Origin of the sequence: Rhizobium anhuiense (assembly GCF_003985145.1) — a bacterium.
GTDB classification, from domain to species: Bacteria; Pseudomonadota; Alphaproteobacteria; order Rhizobiales; family Rhizobiaceae; genus Rhizobium; species Rhizobium anhuiense.
In genome coordinates this window covers 299,204-325,169 of sequence record NZ_ML133525.1, presented here as the reverse complement: position 1 = coordinate 325,169, position 25,966 = coordinate 299,204, and the positions used below count along the sequence as shown (strand labels likewise).

General features: G+C 61.1%; 19 protein-coding genes and 1 tRNA gene. 9 read left to right on the top strand and 11 right to left on the bottom strand.

Going from position 1 to position 25,966, the window contains the following annotated elements:
* Positions 1 to 67 precede the first annotated feature (67 nt).
* A complete protein-coding gene (locus EEQ99_RS16785; RefSeq protein WP_127430766.1) occupies positions 68 to 2,449 on the top strand; it encodes a phosphoketolase family protein in 2,382 nt (793 codons plus the stop codon).
* A gap of 63 nt (positions 2,450 to 2,512) precedes the next feature.
* Here EEQ99_RS16785 and EEQ99_RS16780 read toward each other — a convergent pair whose 3' ends face one another.
* On the bottom strand, positions 2,513 to 3,403 hold the full coding sequence (locus EEQ99_RS16780) for a helix-turn-helix domain-containing protein (RefSeq protein WP_127430765.1): 891 nt from the start codon (positions 3,401 to 3,403) through the stop codon (positions 2,513 to 2,515).
* A 117-nt stretch (positions 3,404 to 3,520) separates the two neighbouring features.
* Between EEQ99_RS16780 and pobA the strand changes: the two genes are divergently transcribed.
* The 7 genes from pobA to EEQ99_RS16745 all read left to right on the top strand — a co-directional run bounded on the left by pobA (position 3,521) and on the right by EEQ99_RS16745 (position 10,708).
* A complete protein-coding gene (gene pobA / locus EEQ99_RS16775) occupies positions 3,521 to 4,693 on the top strand; it encodes a 4-hydroxybenzoate 3-monooxygenase (RefSeq protein ID WP_063475370.1) in 1,173 nt (390 codons plus the stop codon).
* Positions 4,694 to 4,892: 199 nt separating this feature from the next.
* Positions 4,893 to 6,065, top strand: a complete 1,173-nt coding sequence (locus EEQ99_RS16770) for an ABC transporter substrate-binding protein (RefSeq protein WP_063475369.1) — start codon at positions 4,893 to 4,895, stop codon at positions 6,063 to 6,065.
* A 107-nt stretch (positions 6,066 to 6,172) separates the two neighbouring features.
* Positions 6,173 to 7,036: a branched-chain amino acid ABC transporter permease gene (locus EEQ99_RS16765; RefSeq protein ID WP_127430764.1), complete on the top strand. Its 864-nt coding sequence runs from the start codon at positions 6,173 to 6,175 to the stop codon at positions 7,034 to 7,036.
* A gap of 1 nt (position 7,037) precedes the next feature.
* Complete coding sequence (locus EEQ99_RS16760) at positions 7,038 to 8,042, top strand: branched-chain amino acid ABC transporter permease (protein ID WP_127430763.1); 1,005 nt, start codon at positions 7,038 to 7,040, stop codon at positions 8,040 to 8,042.
* Complete coding sequence (locus EEQ99_RS16755; RefSeq protein ID WP_047616555.1) at positions 8,039 to 8,803, top strand: ABC transporter ATP-binding protein; 765 nt, start codon at positions 8,039 to 8,041, stop codon at positions 8,801 to 8,803. Before EEQ99_RS16760 ends, EEQ99_RS16755 begins: the two co-directional genes overlap by 4 nt.
* Positions 8,784 to 9,500 carry an ABC transporter ATP-binding protein gene (locus tag EEQ99_RS16750; protein WP_097595158.1) on the top strand — a complete coding sequence of 239 codons (717 nt, stop codon included), beginning with the start codon at positions 8,784 to 8,786 and terminating at the stop codon, positions 9,498 to 9,500. The genes EEQ99_RS16755 and EEQ99_RS16750 overlap by 20 nt, the downstream gene beginning before the upstream one ends.
* A 374-nt stretch (positions 9,501 to 9,874) precedes the next feature.
* Positions 9,875 to 10,708: a VCBS domain-containing protein gene (locus tag EEQ99_RS16745; protein ID WP_047616551.1), complete on the top strand. Its 834-nt coding sequence runs from the start codon at positions 9,875 to 9,877 to the stop codon at positions 10,706 to 10,708.
* A 440-nt stretch (positions 10,709 to 11,148) separates the two neighbouring features.
* Here EEQ99_RS16745 and EEQ99_RS16740 read toward each other — a convergent pair.
* The 3 genes from EEQ99_RS16740 to EEQ99_RS16730 form a co-directional block, all read right to left on the bottom strand.
* Positions 11,149 to 11,225, bottom strand: a tRNA-Met gene (locus EEQ99_RS16740).
* Positions 11,226 to 11,360: 135 nt separating this feature from the next.
* Positions 11,361 to 12,560: a tRNA 2-thiouridine(34) synthase MnmA gene (gene mnmA / locus EEQ99_RS16735; RefSeq protein ID WP_063475365.1), complete on the bottom strand. Its 1,200-nt coding sequence runs from the start codon at positions 12,558 to 12,560 to the stop codon at positions 11,361 to 11,363.
* Positions 12,561 to 13,021: 461 nt separating this feature from the next.
* Positions 13,022 to 15,106: a putative bifunctional diguanylate cyclase/phosphodiesterase gene (locus tag EEQ99_RS16730; protein ID WP_127430762.1), complete on the bottom strand. Its 2,085-nt coding sequence runs from the start codon at positions 15,104 to 15,106 to the stop codon at positions 13,022 to 13,024.
* Positions 15,107 to 15,319: 213 nt separating this feature from the next.
* On the opposite strand from EEQ99_RS16730, the gene EEQ99_RS16725 reads away from it, so the two are divergent.
* On the top strand, positions 15,320 to 15,586 hold the full coding sequence (locus tag EEQ99_RS16725) for a hypothetical protein (RefSeq protein ID WP_047616545.1): 267 nt from the start codon (positions 15,320 to 15,322) through the stop codon (positions 15,584 to 15,586).
* A gap of 96 nt (positions 15,587 to 15,682) precedes the next feature.
* Here EEQ99_RS16725 and serA read toward each other — a convergent pair whose 3' ends face one another.
* The 7 genes from serA to ybgF all read right to left on the bottom strand — a co-directional run bounded on the left by serA (position 15,683) and on the right by ybgF (position 25,876).
* A complete protein-coding gene (gene serA, locus EEQ99_RS16720; protein WP_047616543.1) occupies positions 15,683 to 17,278 on the bottom strand; it encodes a phosphoglycerate dehydrogenase in 1,596 nt (531 codons plus the stop codon).
* A gap of 87 nt (positions 17,279 to 17,365) precedes the next feature.
* Complete coding sequence (locus EEQ99_RS16715) at positions 17,366 to 18,544, bottom strand: phosphoserine transaminase (RefSeq protein WP_063475363.1); 1,179 nt, start codon at positions 18,542 to 18,544, stop codon at positions 17,366 to 17,368.
* Positions 18,545 to 18,732: 188 nt separating this feature from the next.
* Positions 18,733 to 19,569: an outer membrane protein gene (locus tag EEQ99_RS16705; protein WP_047616539.1), complete on the bottom strand. Its 837-nt coding sequence runs from the start codon at positions 19,567 to 19,569 to the stop codon at positions 18,733 to 18,735.
* Positions 19,570 to 19,833: 264 nt separating this feature from the next.
* Positions 19,834 to 21,186 (bottom strand): phosphoglucosamine mutase, encoded by a 1,353-nt coding sequence (glmM, locus tag EEQ99_RS16700; protein WP_047616623.1) that lies wholly within the window; start codon positions 21,184 to 21,186, stop codon positions 19,834 to 19,836.
* Between the two features lie 241 nt (positions 21,187 to 21,427).
* The gene (gene ftsH, locus EEQ99_RS16695; protein ID WP_047616537.1) at positions 21,428 to 23,359 is read right to left on the bottom strand and encodes an ATP-dependent zinc metalloprotease FtsH; all 1,932 of its coding nucleotides are present in this window, start codon (positions 23,357 to 23,359) and stop codon (positions 21,428 to 21,430) included.
* Positions 23,360 to 23,456: 97 nt separating this feature from the next.
* Positions 23,457 to 24,878, bottom strand: coding sequence for a tRNA lysidine(34) synthetase TilS (tilS, locus tag EEQ99_RS16690; protein ID WP_097543122.1), 1,422 nt, complete (start codon positions 24,876 to 24,878; stop codon positions 23,457 to 23,459).
* Between the two features lie 11 nt (positions 24,879 to 24,889).
* On the bottom strand, positions 24,890 to 25,876 hold the full coding sequence (gene ybgF, locus EEQ99_RS16685; protein WP_097543121.1) for a tol-pal system protein YbgF: 987 nt from the start codon (positions 25,874 to 25,876) through the stop codon (positions 24,890 to 24,892).
* Positions 25,877 to 25,966: the final 90 nt, after the last annotated feature.

Here is a 25,966-nt window from a genome sequence, read left to right as displayed (position 1 = left end):
GATCAATAACAGGCTGACGCCGGCCGATAGAATTGACGTTGAACACGTTTTCGAACGGGAGAAATCCATGGAAAAGCATGTCTCGACCGCCCTGGCCGATGCCGAACTCACCCTGATCGACCGCTATTGGCGCGCCGCCAACTATCTCTCGGTCGGTCAGATTTATCTGCTCGCCAATCCGCTGCTGCGCGAGCCGCTGAAACCGGAGCACATCAAACCCCGCTTGCTCGGCCATTGGGGCACGACACCCGGCCTCAACTTCATCTATGCGCATCTGAACCGTCTCATCCGCGCTCGCGACCTCGATATCATCTACATGTGTGGCCCCGGCCATGGCGGACCGGGCATGGTCGCCAACACCTATCTCGAAGGCATCTACAGCGAAATCTATCCCGATATTTCCGAGGATACGGAGGGCATGCGCAGGCTCTTCCGGCAATTCTCCTTTCCTGGCGGCATTCCGAGCCACGCGGCACCCGAAACACCGGGCTCGATCCACGAGGGCGGCGAGCTCGGCTACGCCCTCGTCCATGCCTATGGCGCCGCCTTCGACAATCCCGATCTGATCGTCGCCTGCGTCGTCGGCGACGGCGAGGCCGAAACCGGGCCGCTGGCGGCGAGCTGGCATTCCAACAAGTTTCTGAACCCTGCCCGCGATGGCGCCGTGCTGCCGATCCTGCATCTGAACGGCTACAAGATCGCCAATCCGACCATTCTTGGCCGCGCCAGTCACGAGGATTTGCATAGCCTCTTTGAAGGCTATGGCTACGAGCCCTTCTTCGTCGAGGGTCACGAGCCGCGCGACATGCACCAGCAGATGGCCGCAACCTTCGACAGGGTCTTCGATCGCATTCGCGAAATCCAGGAGGAAGCACGCAATGGCAAGGCGCCCGATATCTGCCCGCGCTGGCCGATGATCGTGCTGCGCAGCCCGAAGGGCTGGACAGGACCGAAGGAGGTCGACGGCAAGAAGGTCAAAGGCTTCTGGCGCTCCCACCAGGTGCCGGTCTCCAACTGCCGCGAGAATGACGGCCATCGCAAGATCCTCGAGGACTGGATGCGCAGCTATGATCCGAAAGACCTGTTCGGCGCCGACGGCCGGCTGAAACCGGAACTGCGGGCGCTGGCACCGGCCGGCGAACGCCGCATGGGCGCCAATCCGCACGCCAATGGCGGATTGCTGCGCAAGGAGCTCGATGTTCCCGATATCAGCGCCTATGCGGTCGAGATCGGCAAGCGCGGCAGCGCCATGGTGCAGTCGACGGAAATCCTCGGCCATTATCTGCGCGACACGATGAAGCGCAATGCGGAGGCCGCCAACTTCCGTATTTTCGGTCCTGACGAAACGGAATCAAACCGTCTCGGCAGCGTCTTCGAAGTCACCGACCGTGTCTGGATGGAGGATATCGAACCCTACGACATCCACCTCTCCCGCGACGGCCGTGTCATGGAGGTGCTGAGCGAACATCTCTGCCAGGGCTGGCTTGAAGGCTATCTGCTGACCGGCCGGCACGGCCTGTTCTCGTGCTACGAAGCCTTCATCCACATTATCGATTCCATGTTCAACCAGCACGCCAAATGGCTGAAGGTGACGCGCGAACTCGAATGGAGAAAGCCGATCTCGTCGCTCAACTACCTGCTGACCTCCCATGTCTGGCGCCAGGACCACAACGGCTTCAGCCACCAGGATCCCGGCTTCGTCGACCTCGTCGCCAACAAAAAGGCCGATATCGTCCGCATCTATCTGCCGCCGGATGCCAATACCCTGCTCTGGGTCGGCGACCATTGCCTGCGCACCTATGACCGCATCAACGTCATCGTCGCCGGCAAGCAGCCGGAGCCGCAATGGCTGTCGATGGACGAGGCGGTGAAACATTGCGAGGCCGGCATCGGCATCTGGCACTGGGCGAGCAACGAGGACGACACGATCCTGCCCGATCTCGTCATGGCCTGCGCCGGCGACGTGCCGACCATGGAGACGCTGGCTGCCGTCGATCTTCTGCGCAAGGCCATTCCGGAGCTGAAGATCCGCACCGTCAACGTCGTCGACCTCCTGGCGCTGCAATCCAGCGATCAACATCCGCACGGCCTGACCGACGGGGCCTTCGACGCGATCTTCACATCAGACAAGCCTGTCATTTTCGCCTATCACGGCTATCCCTATCTCATTCACCGCCTGACCTATAAGCGCACCAACCACCGCAACATCCATGTCCGCGGCTTCATCGAGGAGGGCACGACGACGACGCCCTTCGATATGACCGTCCTCAACGAACTCGACCGCTTCCATCTCGCCATCGAAGCGATCGAGCGTGTACCCGGCCTGAAAGAAAAGGCAGGCGAAGCGCTCGCCGCCTTCCGCGGCAAACTTGCGGAGCATCACGCCTATGTCCGCGAACATGGCGAGGACATGCCGGAGGTGCGGAACTGGACGTGGCCAGCGGCGTGAAGCGAAAACCAAACAGGACCGCAGCGAACCGGCCCGCAGAGATCATCCGTCGGGCGCGACACGTCACGCGCCTTCAAGCCGACCCTTTTCCTTGATGCGCCAGACCCGCGGCGTTTCGCCGGTATATTTGAGAAAAAAACGCGAGAAATAGGCCGGATCGGCAAAGCCGAGCCGAAACCCGATCTCCTGGACGCTGCCAAGTGTGAAAACGAGCTGGCGTTTCGCCTCTTCGATGAGTTTGCCGGCGAGCAATTCATGGGGGGTGTTGCCGGTCATCGACCGGACGATACGGGTAAGATGCGTCGGCGAAACTCCAAGCTCCCTGGCGTAGAAGGACGCGGGCTTGTGCGATCGGAAATGGCGTTGAATGAGCTCGTTCAGCATTTCCAGCCGCCGCTCGTTCTCGTCGGGCGGGAGCTCGTGCATGTTTCCTTGATGGGAAATCCTCGCAGTCAGCCTGAGCACCAAGCCGACATAGGCCGCCAACACCTCGTTGCGGCCGCTGCGCCGGTTTTCGAATTCGTCGCCCAGCCGCCTCAACGTCTGCATCACATAGGCTGCCTCGGCATCCTCAGGATCGAGTAGCGTCAGATGCGGTGTCGCCAGCCATTCGCCGAGCTGGCTTCGCTCGCCAAGCGGATGGCTGAGATGGGATCTCAATAGGGTGATCACCAAGCCGTCGATGTCGCGTGAAAAACGAAAGCCGTGATTGAGCCCAGGCGGGACCGTGATGACTGCCGGCGGCCGGATGGCATGGCTCTTTTCGCCGAAGATCGCATCGCCGGAACCGCCTTCGATGTACAATATCTGAAAGAAGCTTTCGTGGCGGTGCGGGCGAATTTCCCATTGATGCAGGCTGCTGCGGGAGCGAATTGTTTCGCAATGCAACCAAAAATCCGGCCCTCGCCCGGTATTTTCGCCGTAAAGTTCGTAGGTCGGAACATGTTTGCTCATGGGGCTCCTCCCGCACCAATGTTCGATTAGTGCAATTTTTAGGCGGAGATGTCCATTGCTGCGGCGAGAGCGGCACGGCAGAATCTGGCAAAACGCAAAAGTGCAGGGAGGAAGCATTTGCGAACCCAGGTCACCATCATCGGTTCGGGACCGTCCGGCCTGCTGCTCGGTCAGCTTCTCGCGGAAGCCGGTATCGACAATGTCGTTCTCGATCGTGTGAACAAGGAATACATCCTTGGGCGGGTTCGCGCCGGTGTTCTGGAGGAAGGCACCGTCGGGCTGCTGGACCAGGCCAAAGCGGGTGCGCGGCTGCATGCCGAGGGCCTGCCGCATGACGGTTTCTCACTGGCCTTCGACGGACGTGACCATCGTATCGACCTGCACGAATTGACCGGCGGCAGGCGTGTCACCGTTTACGGACAGACCGAAGTGACGCGCGATCTCATGGAGCGGCGCGAAGCGAGCGGCTCCCTATCGATCTACGATGCCGTCAATGTCACGCCGCATGACTTCGACGGCCATTCTCCTTTCGTCACCTACACCAAGGACGGCGCAACACAACGCATCGATTGCGATTTCATCGCCGGCTGCGACGGCTTTCACGGCGTCAGCCGCAAGGCCATCCCAGAAAAGGCGATCAGGAGTTTCGAGAAGGTCTACCCTTTCGGCTGGCTGGGCGTCCTGGCCGATGTGGCGCCGGTGAGCCATGAACTGATCTACGCCAACCATCCCACGGGCTTTGCGCTCTGTTCGATGCGCTCGGCCACGCGCAGCCGCTACTATATCCAATGCGCGCTCGACGAGAAGATCGAGGACTGGAGCGACGATCGCTTCTGGGACGAGTTGCGAAGACGACTGCCGACCCATCACGCCGAGGCACTGGTGACCGCGCCGTCCTTCGAGAAATCCATCGCCCCATTGCGCTCCTTCGTCGCCGAACCGATGCGCTTCGGCCGGCTTTTCCTCGTCGGCGACGCCGCCCATATCGTACCGCCGACCGGCGCCAAGGGGTTGAACCTTGCCGCCAGCGACGTCCACTACCTTTTCTCCGGGCTGATCGAGCATTACCGCGAACGCTCGAATAGCGGCATCGACGCGTATTCGCAGAAGGCGCTCGCCCGGGTGTGGAAGGCCGTACGGTTTTCCTGGTGGATGACGACGATGATGCACCGTTTTCCCGATACCGGTGATTTCGAACAGAAGATCCAGGAGGCGGAGCTCGACTATCTCACCCATTCCCGCGCCGCCTCGACGGTGCTCGCGGAAAACTATGTGGGATTGCCATTCTGACGGGGAGATTGGCGATGGATGCAAGCCACGTTGAACACGGAGCTGGCCGTCCATTGTTTCCGCTCCCGTTCATAACCGTGTGAACATGAATTCCGGGATTTATTTCATTTTACATCACCATTTCGCATGACAAGCTAACGCTCAATTTTGAGAGGTTGGCGGATACGGCGCGGGAGTGCGCCCAAAAGGGAGAGAGAGAATGAAGAAGCTGTTTCTGGCCGCCGTTGCGGCCATCGCCATAGGCACGAGCGCCTATGCCGAGACCATCAAGGTCGGCGTCATCGGCCCGTTCTCCGGTCCGTTCGCGCTGCAGGGCAAGAACTTCAAGGCCGGCATCGACGCCTATATGGCGGTCAACGGCAACAAGGTCGGCAGCGACACGGTCGAAATCGTCTATCGCGACGTACCGCAGGCCGATCCCGCCCAATCCAAGGCGCTGGCGCAGGAACTGATCGTCAAGGAGAAGGTCCAATATCTCACAGGCTTCTATTTCACGCCCGATGCCATGGCAGTGACGCCGATCCTGAAGCAGGGCAACGTGCCGATGGTCATCATGAACGCCGCCACCTCGGCGATCGTCACCAAGAGCCCGCTCGTCGTCCGCACCTCCTTCACCACCTGGCAGACCTCGACGCCGATCGCCAAGGTCGCCTTCGACGCCGGCGTCAAAAAGGTGATTTCGGTCGTCAGCGATTACGGCCCCGGTATCGACGCCGAGAATGCCTTCAAGGCGGGGTTCGAAAAGGCCGGCGGTCAGGTGGTCGAGGCAATCCGCATGCCGCTTGCGACCAACGACTTCAGCCCGATCATGCAGCGCATCAAGGATTCCGGCGCGCAGGGCGTCTTCGCCTTCCTGCCATCGGGGCCGACGACACTCGGCTTCGTCAAGGCGTACAACGACAATGGCCTGAAGGCCGCCGGCATCAAGTTCTTCGCGCCGGGCGATCTGACGCAGGAATCCGACTTGCCGGCGCTGGGCGATGCCGCGCTCGGCATTCAGACGACCTTCCACTACGCGGTGTCGCACGACTCTCCTGAGAACAAGGCTTTCGTCGAGGCGGCTGCCAAAGCGATCGGCAACAAGGCCGAACTCTCCTTCCCCGCGGTCAGCGCCTATGACGGCATGTATGTGATCTACAAGATGATCGAGGCGACGGGCGGCAAGCAGGATGCCGAGAAGGCCGTCGATGCGGTCAAGGGTCTTGCCTGGGTAAGCCCACGCGGCCCGGTTTCGATCGATCCGGAAAGCCGTCACATCACGCAGAACATCTATCTGCGCGAAGTCGTCAAAGCCGATGACGGGACCTATATCAACAAGGAAGTCCAGACCTTCGAGAAACAGGGCGATCCAGGCCTGGCGGCGGCCAAGTAACCGACGCCATCCTGATTTGCGACGGGTTTGGCGATTGCCGGGCAGGCTTCCGATCTCCGGAACGGTCAAGGCGCGCCAAGCCCGTCGCATCGAAGCAAGGTAGTTCCATGCAGACAGTCTTCAGCATAGCCGTCGATGCCTTTGCCTACGGCATGGTGCTCTTCGTGATATCGATTGGCCTTTCCGTCACCATGGGGCTGATGCGTGTCGTCAACCTCGCTCACGGCGCCTTCGCGATGATCGGGGGCTATATCGCCTCCTATGTCGCCCGCGACCTCGGCCTTGGTTATGCCGTGGCGGTCCTCGCCGCCGTTGTGATCACCATCATCGTCGCAATCCCGGTCGAGCGTTTCCTCTACCGCCGGATCTATGGCGCGCCCGAGCTGACCCAGGTGCTGATGACGATCGGCCTCACTTTCTGCATCATCGGCATCGCAAACTACCTGATGGGGCCGACGCTGAAGACCATACCGCTGCCCGCTGCGTTGCAAGGATCGGCCGATCTCGGCTTCCGCACCATTCCCGTTCAACGGCTCTTTGTCATCCTCTGTGGCCTGGCCGTTGCACTCGCCCTCTGGTTTGCGATCGACAGGACGAGCTTCGGCGTCAAGCTGCGCGCCTCCGTCGATGATGCGGCGATGGCTGCAGCACTCGGCGTGCGCACCGAGATCATCTATGCGGTGAGCTTTGCCGTTGCCGTCGGGCTTGCCGCGTTCGGCGGCGTGGTCGGCGCCGAACTCCTGCCGGTCGAACCCTATTACGCGCTGCGCTACATGGTCACCTTCCTGGTCGTCGTCTCCGTCGGCGGCGCGGGTTCCATTCCGGGCGCGCTGATCGCCTGCCTGTTGCTCGGCGCGATCGATACGACCGGGCGGTATCTGATGCCTGAATTCGGCGAATTCTTCTTCTATCTCGCCGTGATCGCGATCATCTGCGTCTTCCCGCGCGGCCTTGCCGGAAGGGCGAAATGAGATGGCACTTGTGATCAACAACGAAAACGGACGTCTCCAGCATCGGCGCGGCACCATGGGCCGGGATCTCGCCGGAATAGCGGTCATGGCAGTCTTTGCCGCGATCGGCTATTTCGCCTTCCCCGATAATCTCGCCCTTCTGACCCGGATGATCACGATCGCGCTGCTCGTCCTGTCGCTCGATCTCGTGACCGGTTATTGCGGCGTCGCAACGCTCGGCCATGCAGCACTTTTCGGCTCCGGCGCCTATGCCGCCGGGATCCTGTCGGCACATTACGGCATCAATGATCCACTGCTGATGATGTTGGCCGGCATAACAGGCGGCGCGGTTGCCGGGCTCTTCTGCGGCGCAATCATCCTGCGTGCGCATGGCTTGCCGCAGCTCGTGCTGTCAATTGCGCTCATCAACCTCTTCCATGAATTCGCCAACAAGGCGTCGTCATGGACAGGCGGCAGCGATGGGCTTTCCGGCATCGCGCCGGATCCGGTCTTCGGCCTCTTCGAATTCGACCTCTACGGACATACCGCCTTCTTCTTCGGAATGGCGCTGCTGCTGATCGTCTTCGTGCTGCTGCGGTTCCTGGTCCGCTCACCCTTCGGCATGCTCTGCCGCGCCATCAAGCAGGACCCGCTGCGCGTTCGCGCCATGGGCGCTTCGCCTAAGGCCGCTCTCATCAGGATGTATGGAATCTCGGGCGCGGTTGCCGGTGTCGGCGGCGCCTTGAATGCGATCTCGACACAGGTCGTCGGCCTGGACAGCCTGTCTTTCACCCAATCTGCCGAAGCGCTTGTCATGCTGGTGCTCGGCGGCACCGGTTCTCTCTTCGGCGCGCTCTCCGGCACTGTCATCTTCATGCTCTTTGAAGATTATGTCTCGGCCGCCAATCCCTTTCATTGGCTGACGATGGTCGGCGCGCTGCTGATCGCCGTCGTGCTCTTTGCGCCGAAAGGCCTCTATGGCACAGCCGCGGCCTTCATTGGACGTCGCACGGAGCAACGCTCATGAGCCCCGTCTTCGAAGTCGCCAATCTCAGGAAAGCCTTCGGCGGCCTTGCCGTCACCAACGATGTATCGCTCGCAATGTCGCCAGGCGATCGCATCGCATTGATCGGCCCGAACGGCGCCGGCAAGACCACCTTCGTCAACCTCGTGACCGGCAATCTGTCGCCCGATTCCGGCGAGGTTCGCCTCGGCGGCGAAAGGGTGACGAAAGTCGATGCGATCGGCAGGGTCAAGCGCGGCCTTGTCCGCTCCTTTCAGGTGACACGGCTTTTCCAGGAGATGACGCCAGCCGAGCATGTGGGGCTTGCCGTCCTCCAACGCGACGGAAAGACCGGCCATATGTTCGGAAATTTCCTGCGAATGCCTGACGTCATGGCGGAAGTCGACGATCTCTTGGGAAAGCTCGGATTGGCTTTGCTGATGCATCGCAAGGTCAGCGAGATCGCCTATGGCCAGCAGCGGCTTCTCGAGATCGCCGTGGCACTGGCGCTGAGACCGAAGGTGCTGCTGCTCGACGAGCCGGCAGCCGGCGTGCCGCAGAGCGATACCGGCCGCATCGAGCAGGCGCTTGCCGATCTGCCCGCCGATCTCGCCGTGCTGATGATTGAACACGACATGGACCTCGTCTTCCGTTTTGCAAAACGCGTCATCGTGCTTGCATCAGGCGCAATCATCTTCGACGGCCTGCCTGAAGACGTCACCAAGGATGCGCGCGTGCGCGAGGCCTATCTCGGGAGCTATGCCAATGCCAGCCATATCGCTTGAGGTCGAAAATCTGTCGGCGGGATATGGGCCGACGAGAGTGCTCGAAGGCATTTCTCTCTCCGTGCCGGCGGGCGCACGGCTGGCCGTGCTCGGCCGCAACGGCATGGGCAAGACCACGTTCTTGGCAACGCTTGCCGGCCAGACCAAGCGCTACGAGGGCAGCATCCGCCTCGGCGGTTCGGATGTCACCACGGCAGCCAGCGCGACACGGGCGCATAAGGGCCTGGGATATGTGCCGCAGACGCGCTGCGTCTTCCCGACGCTGACGGTCGAAGAGAACCTTTTCGTCGGCTTGAAGACGCGGCCGAGGACGGCGCTGGAGGAAGCCTATGCCATGTTCCCGCGTCTGAAGGAGCGCCGCCGCAACCTCGGCAGCCAACTCTCGGGCGGCGAGCAGCAGATGCTCTCGACGGCCCGCACCATTCTCGGCCGCCCCTCCGTCCTGTTGCTCGACGAACCGCTGGAGGGCCTCGCCCCCGTTATCTGCGAGGAATTGATGGCTGCCTTTGCCGAACTCGCCAAGACGGGAGACATGACGATCCTCCTGGTCGAACAGCGTATCCAGAGCGCGCTCGATTTCGCCGATCAGGTCGTCATTCTCGAACGAGGGCGACTGGCCTGGGCGGGAACGCCGGAGCGCCTCACCAGCGATCACGAGGCTGTCGAGAGCCTGCTCGGGGTCGGCGGCCTGCATTGACGCACGGCCGGAGCGGCCGATCAATCCCTCGTCCTGTCTTCACCGTTGCGCCGGACAGACAGAGGAATTCATCCAGTATATCGTCATTATGACGTCATCGTTGGCCTGCCACTATTATACTGCCTGGAACGTCTTGTGCCGGCGAAAATGGTAATCGTCTGAAGAGGCGGGAAATGCTCTGATCGACAAGGCAGCAGCAGCGCGAGACAGGCGTAAAAGCTTGGATCATAGGCAGAATCTGCGTCGATTGTGCCTTTTTTACTTGGAAGCTGGAGCAATAGCCGGTTGATTTATCCGATGCTTCATCGATTTCTGTTGTCAACACACTCGATAAAGTTGCACACTGGAACAGCAGATCAAACGGGGGGATAGAAATGGCAAACCACAAGCCGGTCGCAGGTGACGTGTACCAGCCTATTTTCAACATCGACAACCCGATCGACGGCAACATCCTGGACAACACCAGTTCCACCGATGCCGATGGAGATCGGGTGCGCCTCAACTTCGTGAATGGACAGCGAATTCCGCAACCGGCCGATCCGGATGGACCCGCCACGACGACGACAATCGAGGGAAAATACGGCACGCTGACCGTCTATTCCAACGGCAACTACACGTACGAACTCGATCACTCCAACCCGATCGTGGCCGCGCTCGGCCCAGGAGATCAACTCGCCGACCAGTTCAATTTCAAGATCTCGGATGGCAAAGGCGCCACCGACTTCGGCCTGCTCAATATCGCGGTCGACCTGCCGGAACGCGGCGACGTCTTCGTTAACTTCGAGGATGTCGGCAAACACGACTTCCCTACAGGCTATAAAGGTTTCGATTGGGGCGCCTGGTACGATGGTGACGACGCGACTGTGCGGGAGGAAGCGGATGGCAACCACTATCTGGGAGGAGGCGTGTTCTGGACACCCATCCAAGCCGCCGATGGCGGTGACTTTCAGATCGAGCAATTCAGTGTCGCAAACGGCACATCGGACTATGACAACGTTCTAACGATCGAAGGCAAGTTGAACGGCGATACCGTATTCTTGGTCACGGTCAACGTCACCGCCGACAGCATTCATGACCCGCAAATGATCGATCTCAGCGCCTACGGCCCGATCGACTACCTCATACTCGACACCGAACCCGTGATCACCGAAACGAGCGGCCCGGATTATTATGGTGCGCAATACGACAACTTCCATTTCATCGTTTGACGGATGGGGAAAAAGGCATCGTATCGCCGACATCTTTGCATCTTCGCCAAGCGCTCTCTGCTGTCGTTATTTGATACCAATATCTTGCGATAGCTGACCGAGTTGCGTCTTGCTAGCATAGGATCGTGCGAGGAGGCACGGTTATGCTGGGATGGAGGAATTGATGCAGCCAGTCGGGATCAGGTTAGCGGCGGTCATGTTCTCGCTTGCCGTATGGGCTATTATTATCGCTGTCGCATCCCATTTTTGGGCGACGAAGATGCCTGTATTGCTTTTGACGCTTTACAGATAGGTCTGTCCTCGGCGTTGGCGGCTGCAGACCAGGGGCAACTGGTTTTCCCCTCGCCGCGACATCTGGCGCTGCTACCAACGTGCTACCACGGCCTTCGGAACCGGCTCAAAATCGAGCCGCATAAATCGCTATTTCTGCAATAAGGAGATGGTAGCGGAGGAGGGATTTGAACCCCCGACACAAGGATTATGATTCCTCTGCTCTGACCTACTGAGCTACTCCGCCACTGGTCAACGATACCCGCTCGCGAAGCGATGCCGGTTCGTGGGATGAGCGGCTTATAAGGTGCGCTTCGGCTTTGTGTCAAGCGCATGATCGAGAAAAACGGTGGGCTTTATAGGGCGCCGTTTCCTCTGGCTTTCAGGCGGCGACGGGGCCGGCCAAAAGGGCCTTCAGCGAAGCTTCCGCCGACGGTTCGCGCTCGGAGCGCTCGATGAAGCCGCCGCCGAAGACGCGGGCGTTGTCGCCGGGGGCGGAATAAAGCGCGCAGGCCTGGCCGGGCGCGATGCCTGCCTCGCCGACCGTCAGGTCGACATAGGTGCCGGTCGCATCGACATGCAGCACGGCAGGTGCCGGCGCCCTCGTCGAGCGGACTTTGGCGTAGCAGGCAAAGCCGTCGCCGGAAGCGGCTTCCGCAAGCGTCTCGTCGCCCAGCCAGTTGACATCGCGCAGGTAAACGCGGTGCGTTTCCAGAGCCTCTTTCGGCCCGACGATGACGCGGCGCGAACGGGCGTCGAGAAAGACGACATAGAGCGGCTCGCCGGTGGCGATGCCGATGCCGCGGCGCTGACCGATGGTGAAATGCAGGATACCCTCATGGGTCCCGAGCACCCGGCCATCGAGATGGACGATCTCACCGGCCAGCGCCGCATTCGGCTTCAGCTTGGTGATGATGTCGGAATATTTGCCCTGCGGCACGAAGCAGATGTCCTGGCTGTCGGCCTTCTTGGCGACGACGAGGCCCATTTCTTCGGCAAGCCTGCGGGTCTCGGCCTTCGGCAGGCCGCCCAAGGGAAAGCGCAGATAGTCGATCTGTTCCTGCGTCGTGGCGAAGAGGAAATAGCTCTGATCGCGGTCGGCATCGGCCGGGCGGAACAGCGCGCGGCGGCCGGGATTCTCCGGCGAAGGGTTCGGGCCCGAGCGGATATAGTGGCCGGTCGCCAGCGCATCGGCGCCGAGCTCCTTGGCGGTCGCCAGCAGATCGGCGAATTTGACGGTCTGGTTGCAGGACACGCAGGGGATCGGCGTTTCGCCCGCCACATAGCTTTCGGCGAAGGGATTGATTACCGTCTCGCGAAAACGCTTTTCGTAATCGAGCACATAATGCGGGATGCCGAGCGTTTCGCAGACGCGGCGCGCATCGTCGATATCCTGGCCGGCGCAGCAGGAGCCGGCGCGATGAACGGCGGCGCCATGATCGTAAAGCTGCAGCGTGATGCCGAGCACATCGTAACCCTGCTGTTTGAGAAGGCCGGCGACGACGGATGAATCGACGCCGCCCGACATGGCGACGACGACGCGGGTCTCTTCCGGCTTCTTATCAAAATCCAGTGTGTTCAACGATGATGCCAATTCTGCTTGGGTCACGATCCGCCCTTGCGCTGCAATTGCGGCGGATTTGCTGATCTCCGGCGGGATCGGCCGCCGTCTCTCGATGAGGGACCGATATAGAAAGGATTGTCCCTGGACGCAAGGGGCGGGCCTTCGGACGCCCGATAGTTTCGAATTCGCGTGGAAAAGAAGGCGCAGCCGAAACCGCGCCTCGGAAGCGGGGGGTGCGGCTCAGGTGCCGATCAGCTTGTTGCAGGCGAATGCGATACCCGGATTGACGATGATGGCAGTCACGAGCGCCAGTCCGATCATCGAGAATGAATAGCGTTTCATATACATCCTCCTTCCAGCCCACGAGAATTATGCCGGTTCGGCCGCCGTTCTCAAAATAACGAATGCTTGATGGTCTCAAGCGGCATGCCTGCTCCTCGGACGGCTGAACCCAGCTCCCGCGCAAGCACCGCCGTTTGTCACCCGCGTGAGGAAGCGGCCTTCAGCGCGTGGCCGTGGATCAGCACCTCTGCCTCGTGCTGCGGCATCGGCCGGCCAAGCAGATAGCCCTGCACCTCGCGGAAACCTTCAGCGCGCAGCTTCTGCAACTGCTCTTCGGTCTCGATCCCCTCGGCCAGCGTCGTTGCGTTGAAACCGGAACCGATACCGACGACGGCGCGCACGATGGCAAGATTGCCGGCATCCGTCTCGATGCCTGAAACGAAGCTGCGATCGAGCTTGATCTTGTCGAAGGGGAAAGCCCTGAGATAGCTCAGCGACGAATAACCCGTACCGAAATCGTCGATGGCGATGCGGATCCCAAGCTCCTTCAGTGCCCGCAGCAGCGGCAGGCTTTGGTCGGCATCGGTCAGGAAGACGGATTCGGTGATTTCGATCTCAAGCCGGTCGGCATTCAGCCCCGTTTCGTTGAGCGCCGCGACTACGGTCGAAAGCAGGCTCGCATGCCGGAACTGGCTGACGGAGAGATTGACAGCGATCCTGAGATGGGCGGGCCAGCCGGCGGCGGCACGACAGGCTTCCCGGATCACCCAGTCGCCGATCGGTACGATGAGGCCGGTCTCCTCGGCGAGCGGAATGAAATCCATCGGCGCCACCAGGCCGCGCTTGGGATGGCGCCAGCGGATCAGCGCCTCGAAGCCGGCGATGCCGTCATTGTCTAGCTGCACGATCGGCTGGTAATGCAGCTCGAACTGGCGCTTCTCCAGCGCCTCCCACAGCTCTGCGGTCATCACATGCCGCCGCTCGGCGGCAAGCCGCATCTCCGTCTCGTAAAAGCGATAGGTCGAGCGCCCACTCTCCTTGGCGGCATAGAGCGCCAGATCCGCATGGCGCATCAGCACATCCGCGTCGCCGGCATGATCCGGCGCCAAGGCGATGCCGATGCTGCAGGTGGCATGCTCCCGGGCGCCGTCGAGATCGAAGGCATGGCTAAGCGTCTGCAGCAACCGCTGTGCAAAACGCCCGACCCGCTCAGGCTCGCCGAGTTCGAGCACGATGGCGAACTCATCGCCGCCGAGACGGGCGACGAGATCGCCCTCCTCCGCCAATTGCAGCAGACGCTCCGACACCTGGCAAAGCAGAGCGTCGCCGGCGGCATGCCCCTTGCTGTCGTTGATATGCTTGAAATGATCGATGTCGATATAGAGCAGCGCGATCGGGCTCTCTGTGGTCGCTTCGGCCACGCGCTTATCGATATGTTCAGAAAATGCTGCCCGGTTCGGTAAGCCGGTCAGGGCATCATGCATAGCAAGATGGGCAAGCTTTGCCTCGATGGCACGCTCCTCCGTGACATCCTGCGAAATGCCAAGCAGATAGCGCGGCGCATGGCCCTCCGGCGCCGGCAGGACGCGCTTGACGGTGCGCAGGATGCGTTGCGCTCCGTCGGGACGCAGCATCGTCTCTTCGAAGCTGATCGTCCTCTTGGCTTCGAAGGCCCGGCGATCCTGCTCACGGAAAGCGTCTGTCTGGCCGGCGGCAAACAGCGCCCGGTCGGTTCGGCCGGCCACATCCCGCGCCTTCATGCCAACGATGTCGCCGCAGGCCTCGTTGAAGAGAATGTAAAGCCCGTCCGCTTCCATGTCCTTGACGAAGACCCCGACCGGCAGATTGTCGACAATGCTGTCGAGAAGCGAGCGTGCATCGCTCATCTGGCGCCTGGCGGCGTTGACCTCGGTGCGGTCCTGCACGATTGCCAGGATCGCCGCCCGTCCCTCGAAACGCACTTCACGGCCATAGGTCAGCACCTCGAAGGTCTCGCCGTTCGCCTTGAGATGAAGCCAGCGCTCCGCCTTTTCCATGTCGGTACGGCCGTTGACGGCCTCGATCATCCGTTCCCGCTCATGCTGGGGGCGGATATCCAGAACCGTCATGCGCCGGTATTCGTCCGCGCCATAGCCGTAAAGGGCTACCGCCGCTTCGTTGACGCTGAGAAACCGCAGCGATACCGGATCATAGACCCACATCGGGGATGGGTGCGTTGCAAACAATGACCGGAAGTCATCGTTCAGTGCCTCGATCTGCTCGGTCTTCTGCAAAGGGGCCATGGAAATTCACGCGCGGTTGATGCCGATGCCAGGGTATACTGAGAAAAGTTAAATAAAATCAGAATCATACTCGGCCTAAACTTTAGGCTTCCGCCTGTGAAACGAGCAAACGGCGCTCTGCCTCATCTTCAATAAAATAATTTGGATGCCCCGGAACAATTGCGTCGATCGTGCGTTCGGGGTCATCGATGTCGCATTGCTGAGGAGGGTTTCATGGGCAGGTTCGGCACGACGACGGATTACAGCAGGATTAGGCATTGGATCGAGGCGCGTGGCGGCCATCCCGCCCGTATCAAGAACGCAGCGGATAGCGAAACCGTTCGCGTCGATTTTTCCTCTGAAACGCAGGAAGAGATTTCCTGGGACGAATTCTACGAGGGTCTGGACGGCAGCCGGCTTGCCTTCCTTCACCGCACGAAGGCTGAAGACGATATCGCTCGTTTCGGCAAGATCGTCCGCCGAAAACGCCGGCCGCACTGAGATCCATTCGATTCCGACACAACAAAAACCCGGCGCCGTTTCCCGCGCCGGGTTTTTGTTGTCATTCTTGCCGGATCGAGATCCCGAGGAGGAAACTCAGTCGATGTTGAAAGTGAGCAGCTTTGCCTGGCGGATCGCCTGATGGGCCGTCAGCTGCGCAAGCACGGCGTCGTCAACCTCGCCGTCGACATAGAGCAGCGCAATGGCGTCGCCGCCCTGCTTGTCACGACCGAGCTGGAAGTTGGCGATGTTGACGCCGGCCGCTCCGAGCGTCGTGCCAATGAAGCCGATCATGCCTGGGACGTCGGTATTGGTGATATAGATCATGTGCGAGCCGACATCGGCATCGAGGTTGATACCCTTGATCTGGATGAAGCGCGGCTTGCCATCCGAAAACACCGTGCCGGCGACCGAGCGCGTCATGCTTTCGGTCGTCACCGTCAGCTTGATGTAACCGTCGAATACACCCGTCTTGTCGCGCTTGACCTCGGACAGCACGACACCCTTTTCCTTGACCATGATCGGCGCCGAAACCATGTTGACGTCGGCGACCTGCGGCCGGATGAGGCCGGCGAGCACGGCACTCGTCAGCGCCCGCGTGTTCATGTTGGCGGTGATGCCGTCATAAAGGATTTCGATTTCCTTGATCGGCTCTTCGGTGACCTGGCCGACAAAGGCGCCGAGAACGTCGGCAAGGCGGATGAAGGGCTTCAGGATCGGCGCTTCCTCAGCCGTGATCGACGGCATGTTGATGGCGTTGGAGACCGCACCATTGACGAGGTAATCGGCCATCTGTTCGGCCACCTGCAGAGCGACGTTCTCCTGCGCTTCGGTCGTTGAGGCGCCGAGATGCGGCGTGCAGACGACGTTCGGCAGGCCGAAGAGCGGACTTTCCTTGGCGGGCTCGACCTCGAACACGTCGAAGGCGGCACCCGCGACATGCCCCGACTTGATCGCTTCGGCAAGCGCTGCCTCATCGACCAGGCCGCCGCGGGCGCAGTTGATGATGCGCACGCCGGGCTTGGTCTTTGCCAGTGCTTCCTTGTTGAGGATGCCGCGCGTCTTGTCGGTCATCGGCACATGCAGCGTGATGAAATCGGCGCGGGCGAAAAGCTCTTCCAGCTCGACCTTGGTGACGCCCATCTCCTCGGCGCGCTCCTTGGAAAGGAACGGGTCGTAGGCGACGACGTGCATCTTCAGGCCGATGGCGCGCGCGCAGACGATCGAGCCGATATTGCCGGCGCCGATGACGCCGAGCGTCTTGCCGGTGATCTCGACACCCATGAACTTCGACTTCTCCCACTTGCCGGCCTGCGTCGAGGTATCGGCGGCCGGAAGCTGGCGGGCGACGGCGAACATCAGCGCAATCGCGTGTTCGGCTGTCGTGATCGAGTTGCCGAAGGGCGTGTTCATGACGATGATGCCGCGGCGCGAGGCGGCCGGGATATCGACATTGTCGACGCCGATACCGGCGCGGCCGACCACCTTGAGGTTTTTCGCCCCTTCGATGATCTTTTCCGTCACCTTGGTGGCGGAGCGGATAGCCAGGCCATCATAATTGCCGATGACTTCGAGCAGACGGTCCTTGTCCTTGCCGAGCTGCGGTTCGAAATCGACTTCGACGCCGCGGTCGCGAAAGATCTGGACGGCGGTTTCCGACAATTCGTCGGATACGAGAACGCGAGGTGCCATGAGGGCCTCCTTCAAAAGTGTTCAGCGATGAATGAAATCAGAAATGCTGGGCTCCGCCGCCTTGTGGCGGAGCCGGATGCGATCACCTCAGGCGGCGGCCTGAGCGAGCTGTGCCTTCTGGGTTTCGAAGGCCCAGGAAAGCCATGGCATGAGCTTCTGCATGTCGGATGCCTCGATCGTGGCGCCGGCCCAGATGCGCAGGCCGGACGGCGCGTCGCGGTAATGGCCGACATCGAAAGCGACGCCTTCCTTTTCCAGGAGGCCGACCAGACCCTTGGCGAAATTCGCCTGGCCGTCGTCATCGAGGGCTGCGATGTCCTTGTCGACGATCTTCAGGCAGACGGAGGTGTTGGAGGCGGTTTCCGCCTTGACGGCGAGATTGGCGATCCAGTCGTTTGCCGCGACGAAATCGTGGATGACCTTGGCATTGGCATCGGCGCGCGCAATCAGCGCCTTAAGACCGCCGAGCCCCTTGGCCCAGACGAGCGCATCGATATAGTCCTCGACGCAGAGCATCGACGGCGTGTTGATCGTCTCGCCCTGGAAGATGCCTTCCGTCAGCTTGCCGCCCGAGGTCATGCGGAAGATCTTCGGCAGCGGCCAGGCCGGCGTGTAGGTGACGAGGCGCTCGACTGCGCGCGGCGAAAGAATGATGACGCCGTGTGCGCCCTCGCCGCCCAGAACCTTCTGCCAGGAGAAGGTGACGACGTCGAGCTTGGCGAAATCGAGTTCCTGGGCGAAAGCCGCCGAGGTGGCGTCGCAGATCGTCAGGCCCTTGCGGTCGGCAGGAATGAAATCGGCGTTCGGCACGCGCACGCCCGAGGTGGTGCCGTTCCAGGTGAAGACCACGTCGCGGTCGAAATCGACGGTCGCGAGATCGGGAAGCTCGCCGTAACCGGCTTCGAGCTTGCGCACGTCCTTGAGCTTCAACTGCTTGACGACATCGGTGACCCAGCCGGCGCCGAAGCTTTCCCAGGCGAGCATATCGACGCCGCGTTCGCCGAGCAGCGACCAGAGCGCCATTTCGACGGCGCCGGTATCGGAAGCCGGGACGATGCCGATACGATAATCTGCCGGCACTTCGAGAATTTCACGGGTAAGGTCGATGGCCTGCTTCAGCTTGGTCTTGCCGACCTTCGCGCGGTGCGAACGGCCAAGGGCCGCGTCGGAAAGGGCTTCGAGCGACCAACCGGGGCGCTTCGAGCAAGGGCCAGAAGAAAAATGAGTATTGTGCGGACGGATGTCCGGCTTTGCGGTCTTCGCCATGATGCTATCCTCTCAGATAGAAAGCCCTTCGTTGGGGAAGGGTGTCCCGCCGCCGTGTGTATGGATCGGACGCGTCATAGTCAAGATGGAAGTGTCGCAGAGGGAGGATATTTTGACGCAGGAGAGGTGGCAAAATGAAAAAGCCGCCCGGAGCGAGGGCGGCTTTTGATCTGGTGGCTGGACCAGACTTATTTGTAGACCGGCTGCTGCAGCGGAATTTCCGGCGGCGGCTCATAGCTCGCCTGGGCGCATCCGCCGAAGAGATAACGGGCGCCGACGCGGGCTTCATGGGCGCTGAGGCCCTTGTCACGGCCCGGGCCGCCATTGTCCGAATAGCCGAACATGTTGCCGCCGTCGATATGCAGGTAACGGTAACCGACATCGGCCTTGATGTTGCAGGTGACGTCGATCGAGGCGCCGGCCATGAGCGCGTAGGTGAAGCGCCAGTTGCCCTTGCCGCCATGGGTAACCTCGTCGTCGCAGAAGCTGCCGTCATCGGCGCAGGCAACGTTGCGCAGGTTCTTCCACTTGACGTAGGAACCGCCGATACCGGCGCCGACATAAGGCGTGACATAGCCGTAGGTGCCGAGATCAACGTAAGCGTTGGCGAGCAATGTGTAGGCGGTCAGCGAGGAGCGGTCGCTCGAGGTGCAATCCACCAGCGGGAAGCCGCACTGTCCGACCGTCGAACCGTGGAAATCCGCCTGCGTGAGATAGTCGAAGGTCAGGTCGGTGCGCAGATAGCTGTTGATCTGATAACCGACACCACCGCCGACCGTCCATGCGTCGTCCAGGTCGGCACGGTCGAAATCGACCTCCGTCGCATTGCTGCCCTGGAAATAGCGGGCGCCACGCAGATCGGTGAAGGCATAACCGACATCGCCGCGCAAGTACCAGCCCGTCGCTTCGCTGACCGCCACCTCGGGCGGCTGCTCCGGGATCGGCTCGGCAGGGGCGAGGTCCGCGGAATAGGCGTTTGTCGCGATCAACAATGCGGCGAAAATGCCGGACAAGCTTCTTTTCATGGATCCCACTCCAAAATCCCGTTGCGTCGGCAGGCTCAGTCGCTGCCAATCTGATACGCTTCGGATGGATAATGAATGGGAAACGTTAAAAGCTACTTAACCACGATTATTTACTTTGATGCCGAGGCATTACGGCGGCCCGAGCATAGATCAGTTTGGATCGTGGGGAGCGGCTTGCCAGTAACCGGCTCACGATAGCGGGCATGCATAACGAAAAAGCCGGCGCTGACGCACCGGCTTTTTCGTTATTCTTTCCGCATTTTATCAGGCGGCAGTCCGGACGTTCGAGATCGTGCCGATCAGCTCGTTGACGATGCGTTCGATCTGGGCACGGTCGTCGCCCTCGGCCATGACACGGATCAACGGCTCAGTGCCCGAGGGGCGGATGACGAGGCGGCCGTTCCTGGCAAGCTCGGCTTCGGCATCGGCGATCGCCTTCTGCACCTGGATATCCTCCAGCGGCTTGCCGCCGCTGATGCGGACATTGCGCAGGAGCTGCGGCACCGGCTCGAAACGGCGGCAGACTTCACTCACAGTTCGGCCGGTGCGCTTGACCGCGGCTAGGATCTGCAGAGCAGCGACGAGACCGTCACCGGTCGTGCCGTAATCCGACAGCACGATATGACCGGACTGCTCGCCGCCGACATTGTAATTATTCTGGCGCATATGCTCGACGACATAGCGGTCGCCGACTTTCGTGCGGGCAAGCGCCATGCCGCGGTCGTCGAGGAAGCGCTCGAGGCCGAGGTTGGACATCACGGTGGCGACGATGCCATTGCCGCGCAACTGCTGGCTCTCGGCCCAGCTCTCGGCGATGACCGCCATGAGCTGATCGCCGTCGACGATCGAACCGTTTTCGTCGATGATGATGACGCGATCCGCATCGCCGTCGAGGGCGATACCGATATCGGCACGAACCTCGTCCACCTTCTTCTGCAGCGCGACGGGGCTGGTGGAGCCGCAATTGAGATTGATATTGGTGCCGTTCGGCTCGTTGCCGATGGTGACGACGTCAGCACCGAGCTCCCAGAGCACGGCGGGCGCCACCTTATAGGCGGCGCCATTGGCGCAGTCGATCGCAATCCTCAAACCCTGCAGCGTCACATCACGCGGCAAGGTGCGCTTGGCATGTTCGATATAGCGGTCATGCACGCCGTCGACGCGCTTGGCGCGGCCGATATCGTCGGATTTGGCAAGCTGCGCGTTGAGATCCTTTTCGAGCAGATCCTCGATCTCGGCCTCGATATCGTCGGAAAGCTTATAACCATCGGGGCCAAAGAGCTTGATGCCGTTATCCTCGTACGGATTGTGCGAGGCCGAAATCATCACACCGATATCGCAGCGCAGCGAGCGCGTCAGCATGGCGACGGCAGGCGTCGGGATCGGGCCGAGAATAAAGGCATCGAGGCCTGCGGCGGTAAAGCCTGCGACCATGGCATTCTCAAGCATATAGCCGGAAAGGCGCGTATCCTTGCCGATGACGACGCGGTGGCGGTGGTTGCCGCGGCGGAAGATCGTGCCGGCGGCGATGCCGACCCGCATGGCGAGATCCGGCGTCATCGGGAAGACGTTGGATTGGCCGCGAATGCCATCCGTACCGAAATAGCGTCTTTTCATCTGCACTCCTGTGCTCTCGGCGCGCCATTCAAGGCAGCGCATTCTTCCAAGCGAATCCGGCTTCAGTGAGATCTCGTCAATTCAGGAGCGTGATTCATGCTTGCCTCAATTCAGCGGAATGCCACAAAATGCGGCGATCGGCACGTAAATTAGCAAGAAAAATGATTATATCCCGTTACCAATAGAAAAGGCCGGATCTCCCACTTCGGAAATCCGGCCTTGTTCGAGTTGGTCGACGCAGTTAATGCGGCTGCGGTTCGAGACCGCCTTCCGGCTCGTCACCCTTGGTGGCGGGCCGGGCGCCGGCCTTCGGAACGGCCGAGCCGCGGCTTGGCGGCGAATCATCGCCGAGATCGCGGGAAGGCTTCTCGCCGCGGATCAACGCCTTGATCTCTTCGCCGGTCAGGGTCTCGTATTCGAGCAGACCTTCAGCAAGGGCGACGAATTCGTCGTGCTTTTCCGTCAGGATCGTGCGGGCCTGCGTATAGGCTTCGTCGATCAGGCGGCGCACTTCATTGTCGATCTTCTGCGCGGTTGCTTCCGAAACATTCTTCGACTGCGAAACCGAGTGGCCGAGGAAGACTTCCTGCTGGTTCTCGCCATAGGCGACCTGACCGAGCTGATCGGAGAAGCCCCACTGCGTGACCATGGCGCGGGCAAGCTTGGTCGCCTGCTCGATGTCGGAGGAGGCACCCGAAGTGATGTTCTCCTTGCCGAAGGTGAGCTCCTCGGCGACGCGGCCGCCCATCATGATGCAGAGGCGCGAAACCATCCACTTGTAGCTCATCGAGTAGCGATCGCCCTCGGGAAGCTGCATGACCATGCCGAGCGCACGGCCGCGCGGAATGATCGTCGCCTTGTGCAGCGGATCGGCGACGGCGACATTGAGCGCGGTAATGGCGTGTCCAGCCTCATGGTAAGCGGTGAGCTTCTTTTCCGCCTCGGTCATCGCCGAAGAACGGCGCTCGGCGCCCATCATGATCTTGTCCTTGGCGTCTTCGAATTCCTGCATGGTGACGACGCGCTTGTTGCGGCGGGCGGCCATGAGGGCGGCTTCGTTGACGAGGTTCATCAGGTCGGCGCCGGAGAAACCGGGCGTGCCGCGGGCGAGAACCTTGAGATCGACATTCGGCGCCAGCGGAACGTTGCGAGCATGCACCTTGAGGATACGCTCGCGGCCGACGATGTCGGGGTTCGGCACCACGACCTGACGGTCGAAACGGCCGGGACGCAGCAGCGCCGGATCGAGCACGTCGGGACGGTTTGTGGCGGCGATCAGGATCACGCCCTCATTCGCCTCGAAGCCATCCATCTCAACCAGCAACTGGTTCAGCGTCTGCTCGCGTTCATCGTTGCCGCCGCCGAGACCGGCGCCGCGATGGCGGCCGACGGCATCGATTTCGTCGATGAAGATGATGCAGGGAGCATTCTTCTTGGCCTGCTCGAACATATCGCGCACGCGGCTTGCACCGACGCCGACGAACATTTCGACGAAGTCGGAGCCCGAAATGGTGAAGAAGGGCACGTTGGCTTCGCCGGCGACCGAGCGGGCGAGCAGTGTCTTGCCGGTACCCGGAGGGCCGACGAGCAGCACGCCGCGCGGAATCTTGCCGCCGAGACGCTGGAACTTCTGCGGATCACGCAGGAATTCGACGATTTCCTCGAGATCCTGCTTGGCCTCGTCGACACCGGCGACGTCTTCGAAAGTCACGCGGCCATGCGCTTCGGTCAAAAGCTTGGCCTTGGACTTGCCAAAGCCCATCGCGCCGCGCGAGCCGCCCTGCATCTGCCGCATGAAGAACAGCCAGACGCCGAGAATCAGAAGCATCGGCAAAAGCGTGCCGAGATAGCTGAGGAAACCCGAAGAGCCGTCCGTTTCAGGACGGGCGGAAACCAGGACGTTCTTCGACTGCAGGCGATCGAGCAGGCTGTCGTCGATCACAGGCGAATAGGTCTGGAAGGTGGTGCCATTTTCAACATAGCTTCCGGAGACACGGTTGCCCGTGACCACGACTTCCTTCACGCGGCCCGCATCGACCTCACGCAGAAACTGCGAATAAGGGATTTCGCGGGAGCCCGTCTGCGCCGGCGCCGTCTGAAACATACTGAAAAGGGCGATCAGCAGAAGCGCGATGATCGCCCACAAGGCGAAATTACGTAAGTTAGGGTTCATTGAACTCCCCAGCACTGGAACAGCCGCCTCATGGCGACCGTCTTATTCGTTTCTAACATAGGGTTGCGCCGTGCCGTTGCCAAGGCGACGCCCCATGTCAGATGGTTTTTCCGTCAATACTTCTTAAAGGCAGCCTCGCATAGGGCGCCGTCGCGAAAACCGCCGAAAGCCTGTTGGCAAAGATGAAATCAAATCGTGTCAAAAAGCGGTCGAACGGCGCGGAATAAGGCGTGAGGCGCACCCGGCCGGCCAAATCGTCGGAAAAAACAATGCCAGCCATTGGCAAAACGACCGGCAACGCAGCAGTTGCACGCTTCAATGCCGCTTTTGGTAGGGTATCGTCCCTTCTCGCCGCATTGCTGTGCTCGTAGCAGGAACCCGATCGGCGGGACTCTGTGGTTGCGGAACACTCTTCTTCACGCTTTGGTGACCCAGCCGCACCCGGTCCTGCATTCATCCCGGCCGCCTCGATCCTGACGCCGAACGGGGAATTGTTCACAACCTCGAAACGTCCATCCCAGACGCTGCGCTCACCCGGCTGCAATGACAGCGGGAGGATGCCGCGGCTTTCGCGGGCGAGATAGAGCCCGCTACGTCTGAGATCGAACACCACCCTGCCCGCCGTCATCCGCCCTGCCTTGGCCGCTGCGATAAAGGCGAGAATGCCGTCCATCTGCTTGCCGCCCGGTGGAAAATCCCGGCCGCCGAAAACGGCGGCAAGACGGCCAAGCGCGTAATTCAATACAGCTGCTTCGGCCCTCAGGCCGTCGGGAGAGATATGACCAAGCATACCGCCATGCAGCCGGAAATGCAGATCGAGCCAAGCGGCTGCATCTGCCGCGAGCAAAAGACGTTGCCCTTCGGTCTCCGCCCCTGCCTTGGAAGCCACCTCCTCCGCGAGCCGCTGGCGCATGCGCACCCGCTCATAGGTCACATCCTCGTTGCTCGGATCGTCGAGCCAGGAAATGCCACGTGTCTTCAGATAAGCGCGGATATCTGCCCGCCGACTGCCGAGCAGCGGCCGCATGATCCAGATATGACGGTCGAACAGCACCGCATCCGCGATGCCGGTTGAAACTTGTTCGGAGCGCAGACCCCGCATGGCAAACGTTTCGCGCTGGTCGTCGAAGGTATGGCCGGTGACGATGAGATCGGCTTTGAAATTTTGGGCGGCGGCTGCCAGCAGGTCATAACGAGCCTCGCGGGCCGCAGCCATGATGCCGGTTTTGGGCTTGTCGCCCTGCCAGATCAGGATGGTGTGAGGAATGCCGAGCGATGCGCAGAGGTCAGCGACCTCGCGCGCCTCGTCTGCGGAGCCGGCGCGCAACGCATGATCGACGGTCGCGGCGCAAAGGGAAATCTTGAGATCGGGCGCGGCCTTTACGGCTTCATCGAGAAGAAAAAGCAGGCCGGTGGAATCGCTGCCGCCCGAGATCGCGACAAGGATGCGCGCGGGGCTTTGAAGCGAGGTGAGAAACTGGAGGATCGCCTGTTGCGGCGATGAGGCTTCCGGAGACATGCCGGAAGACCTTAGCAGGCGAGGCGCTTCTGTTCGCTCGCAACCTTGCTTATGACCGCACGCGAGGCCTTGGGATAACGCTTCGAGACTTCGCGCAGTGTGGCGCATGCCGTCTCGGTATTGTCGAGGGCGGCGAGCGACATGCCGAGCTTCAACAGCATTTCCGGCGCCTTTTCGGATGTGCCGTATTTCTGGTGCGCATTGAGGAAAGTCTTGGCCGCCTCATTGTACTTGCCCTGCGAATAGAGCGCTTCGCCGAGCCAGAAATTGGCGTCCGCCGCCCGCGCGCTGCTTGGGTAGCGGGTGATGTACTGCGTGAATTCCTGCTCGGCCGTGCTGTAATCGCCCGATAACACGTGGCCATAGGCCGCCTTGTACTGATCGGCCTCGCTGCCGAGCGAGGCGGTCTGCTGCGGCGTCCCGGGATTGGCATCGGGAATCGGGCCGGAGCCGATGGTGGCATTTCCATCCACGCTTCCGCCGATCGGATTGCCGTTCTGATCGAACTCGATCGAGCCGAGCTCCTTCGGTGGCTGGCCGAGGCCGGTATTGGCGGGTACGTTGGTGGAGGGAGCCGTTTCGGCTCCCTGCGGTGCTTGAATCACCCTGGCGATGTCGTCGCCGCCGGAAGCAGCCGGCGCGACATCGGTCTCACTCTTCTTGACCGGAGCCTTGGCGGCACCGCCGCCGCCCGTCTTTTCCAGCTGCTGGAATCGGAATTCATTGTCTTCCTGCTGCTTGCGGATCGTCTCCTGCATCTGCAGAAGCTGAAAGCTCATCTCTTCGATCCGGCCGTTCAGCTGCCGCAGTTGCTCTTCGAGCTGCTGCACACGGACCTCCGCGTCGCCGCTCTGCACCTTGACAACAGGTGGCGCCGCCTGGTTTTCCGCGGATCGGCCGCCAAGATGCAGCCCGAAAAACGAAGCGGAATAGGCCGCTCGTTCGCTCCCGGTCACAGCCGCGAGGCACAGCATGCCTGCCACGACAAGTTTCTTCATATGTATCGTCCTGTCCCAGTGATTCTTCGCACCTCGATGGCACGAACAGGAGATTTTTCCAATTGCTTTCAAAAAGCAACGGAGTCTGGC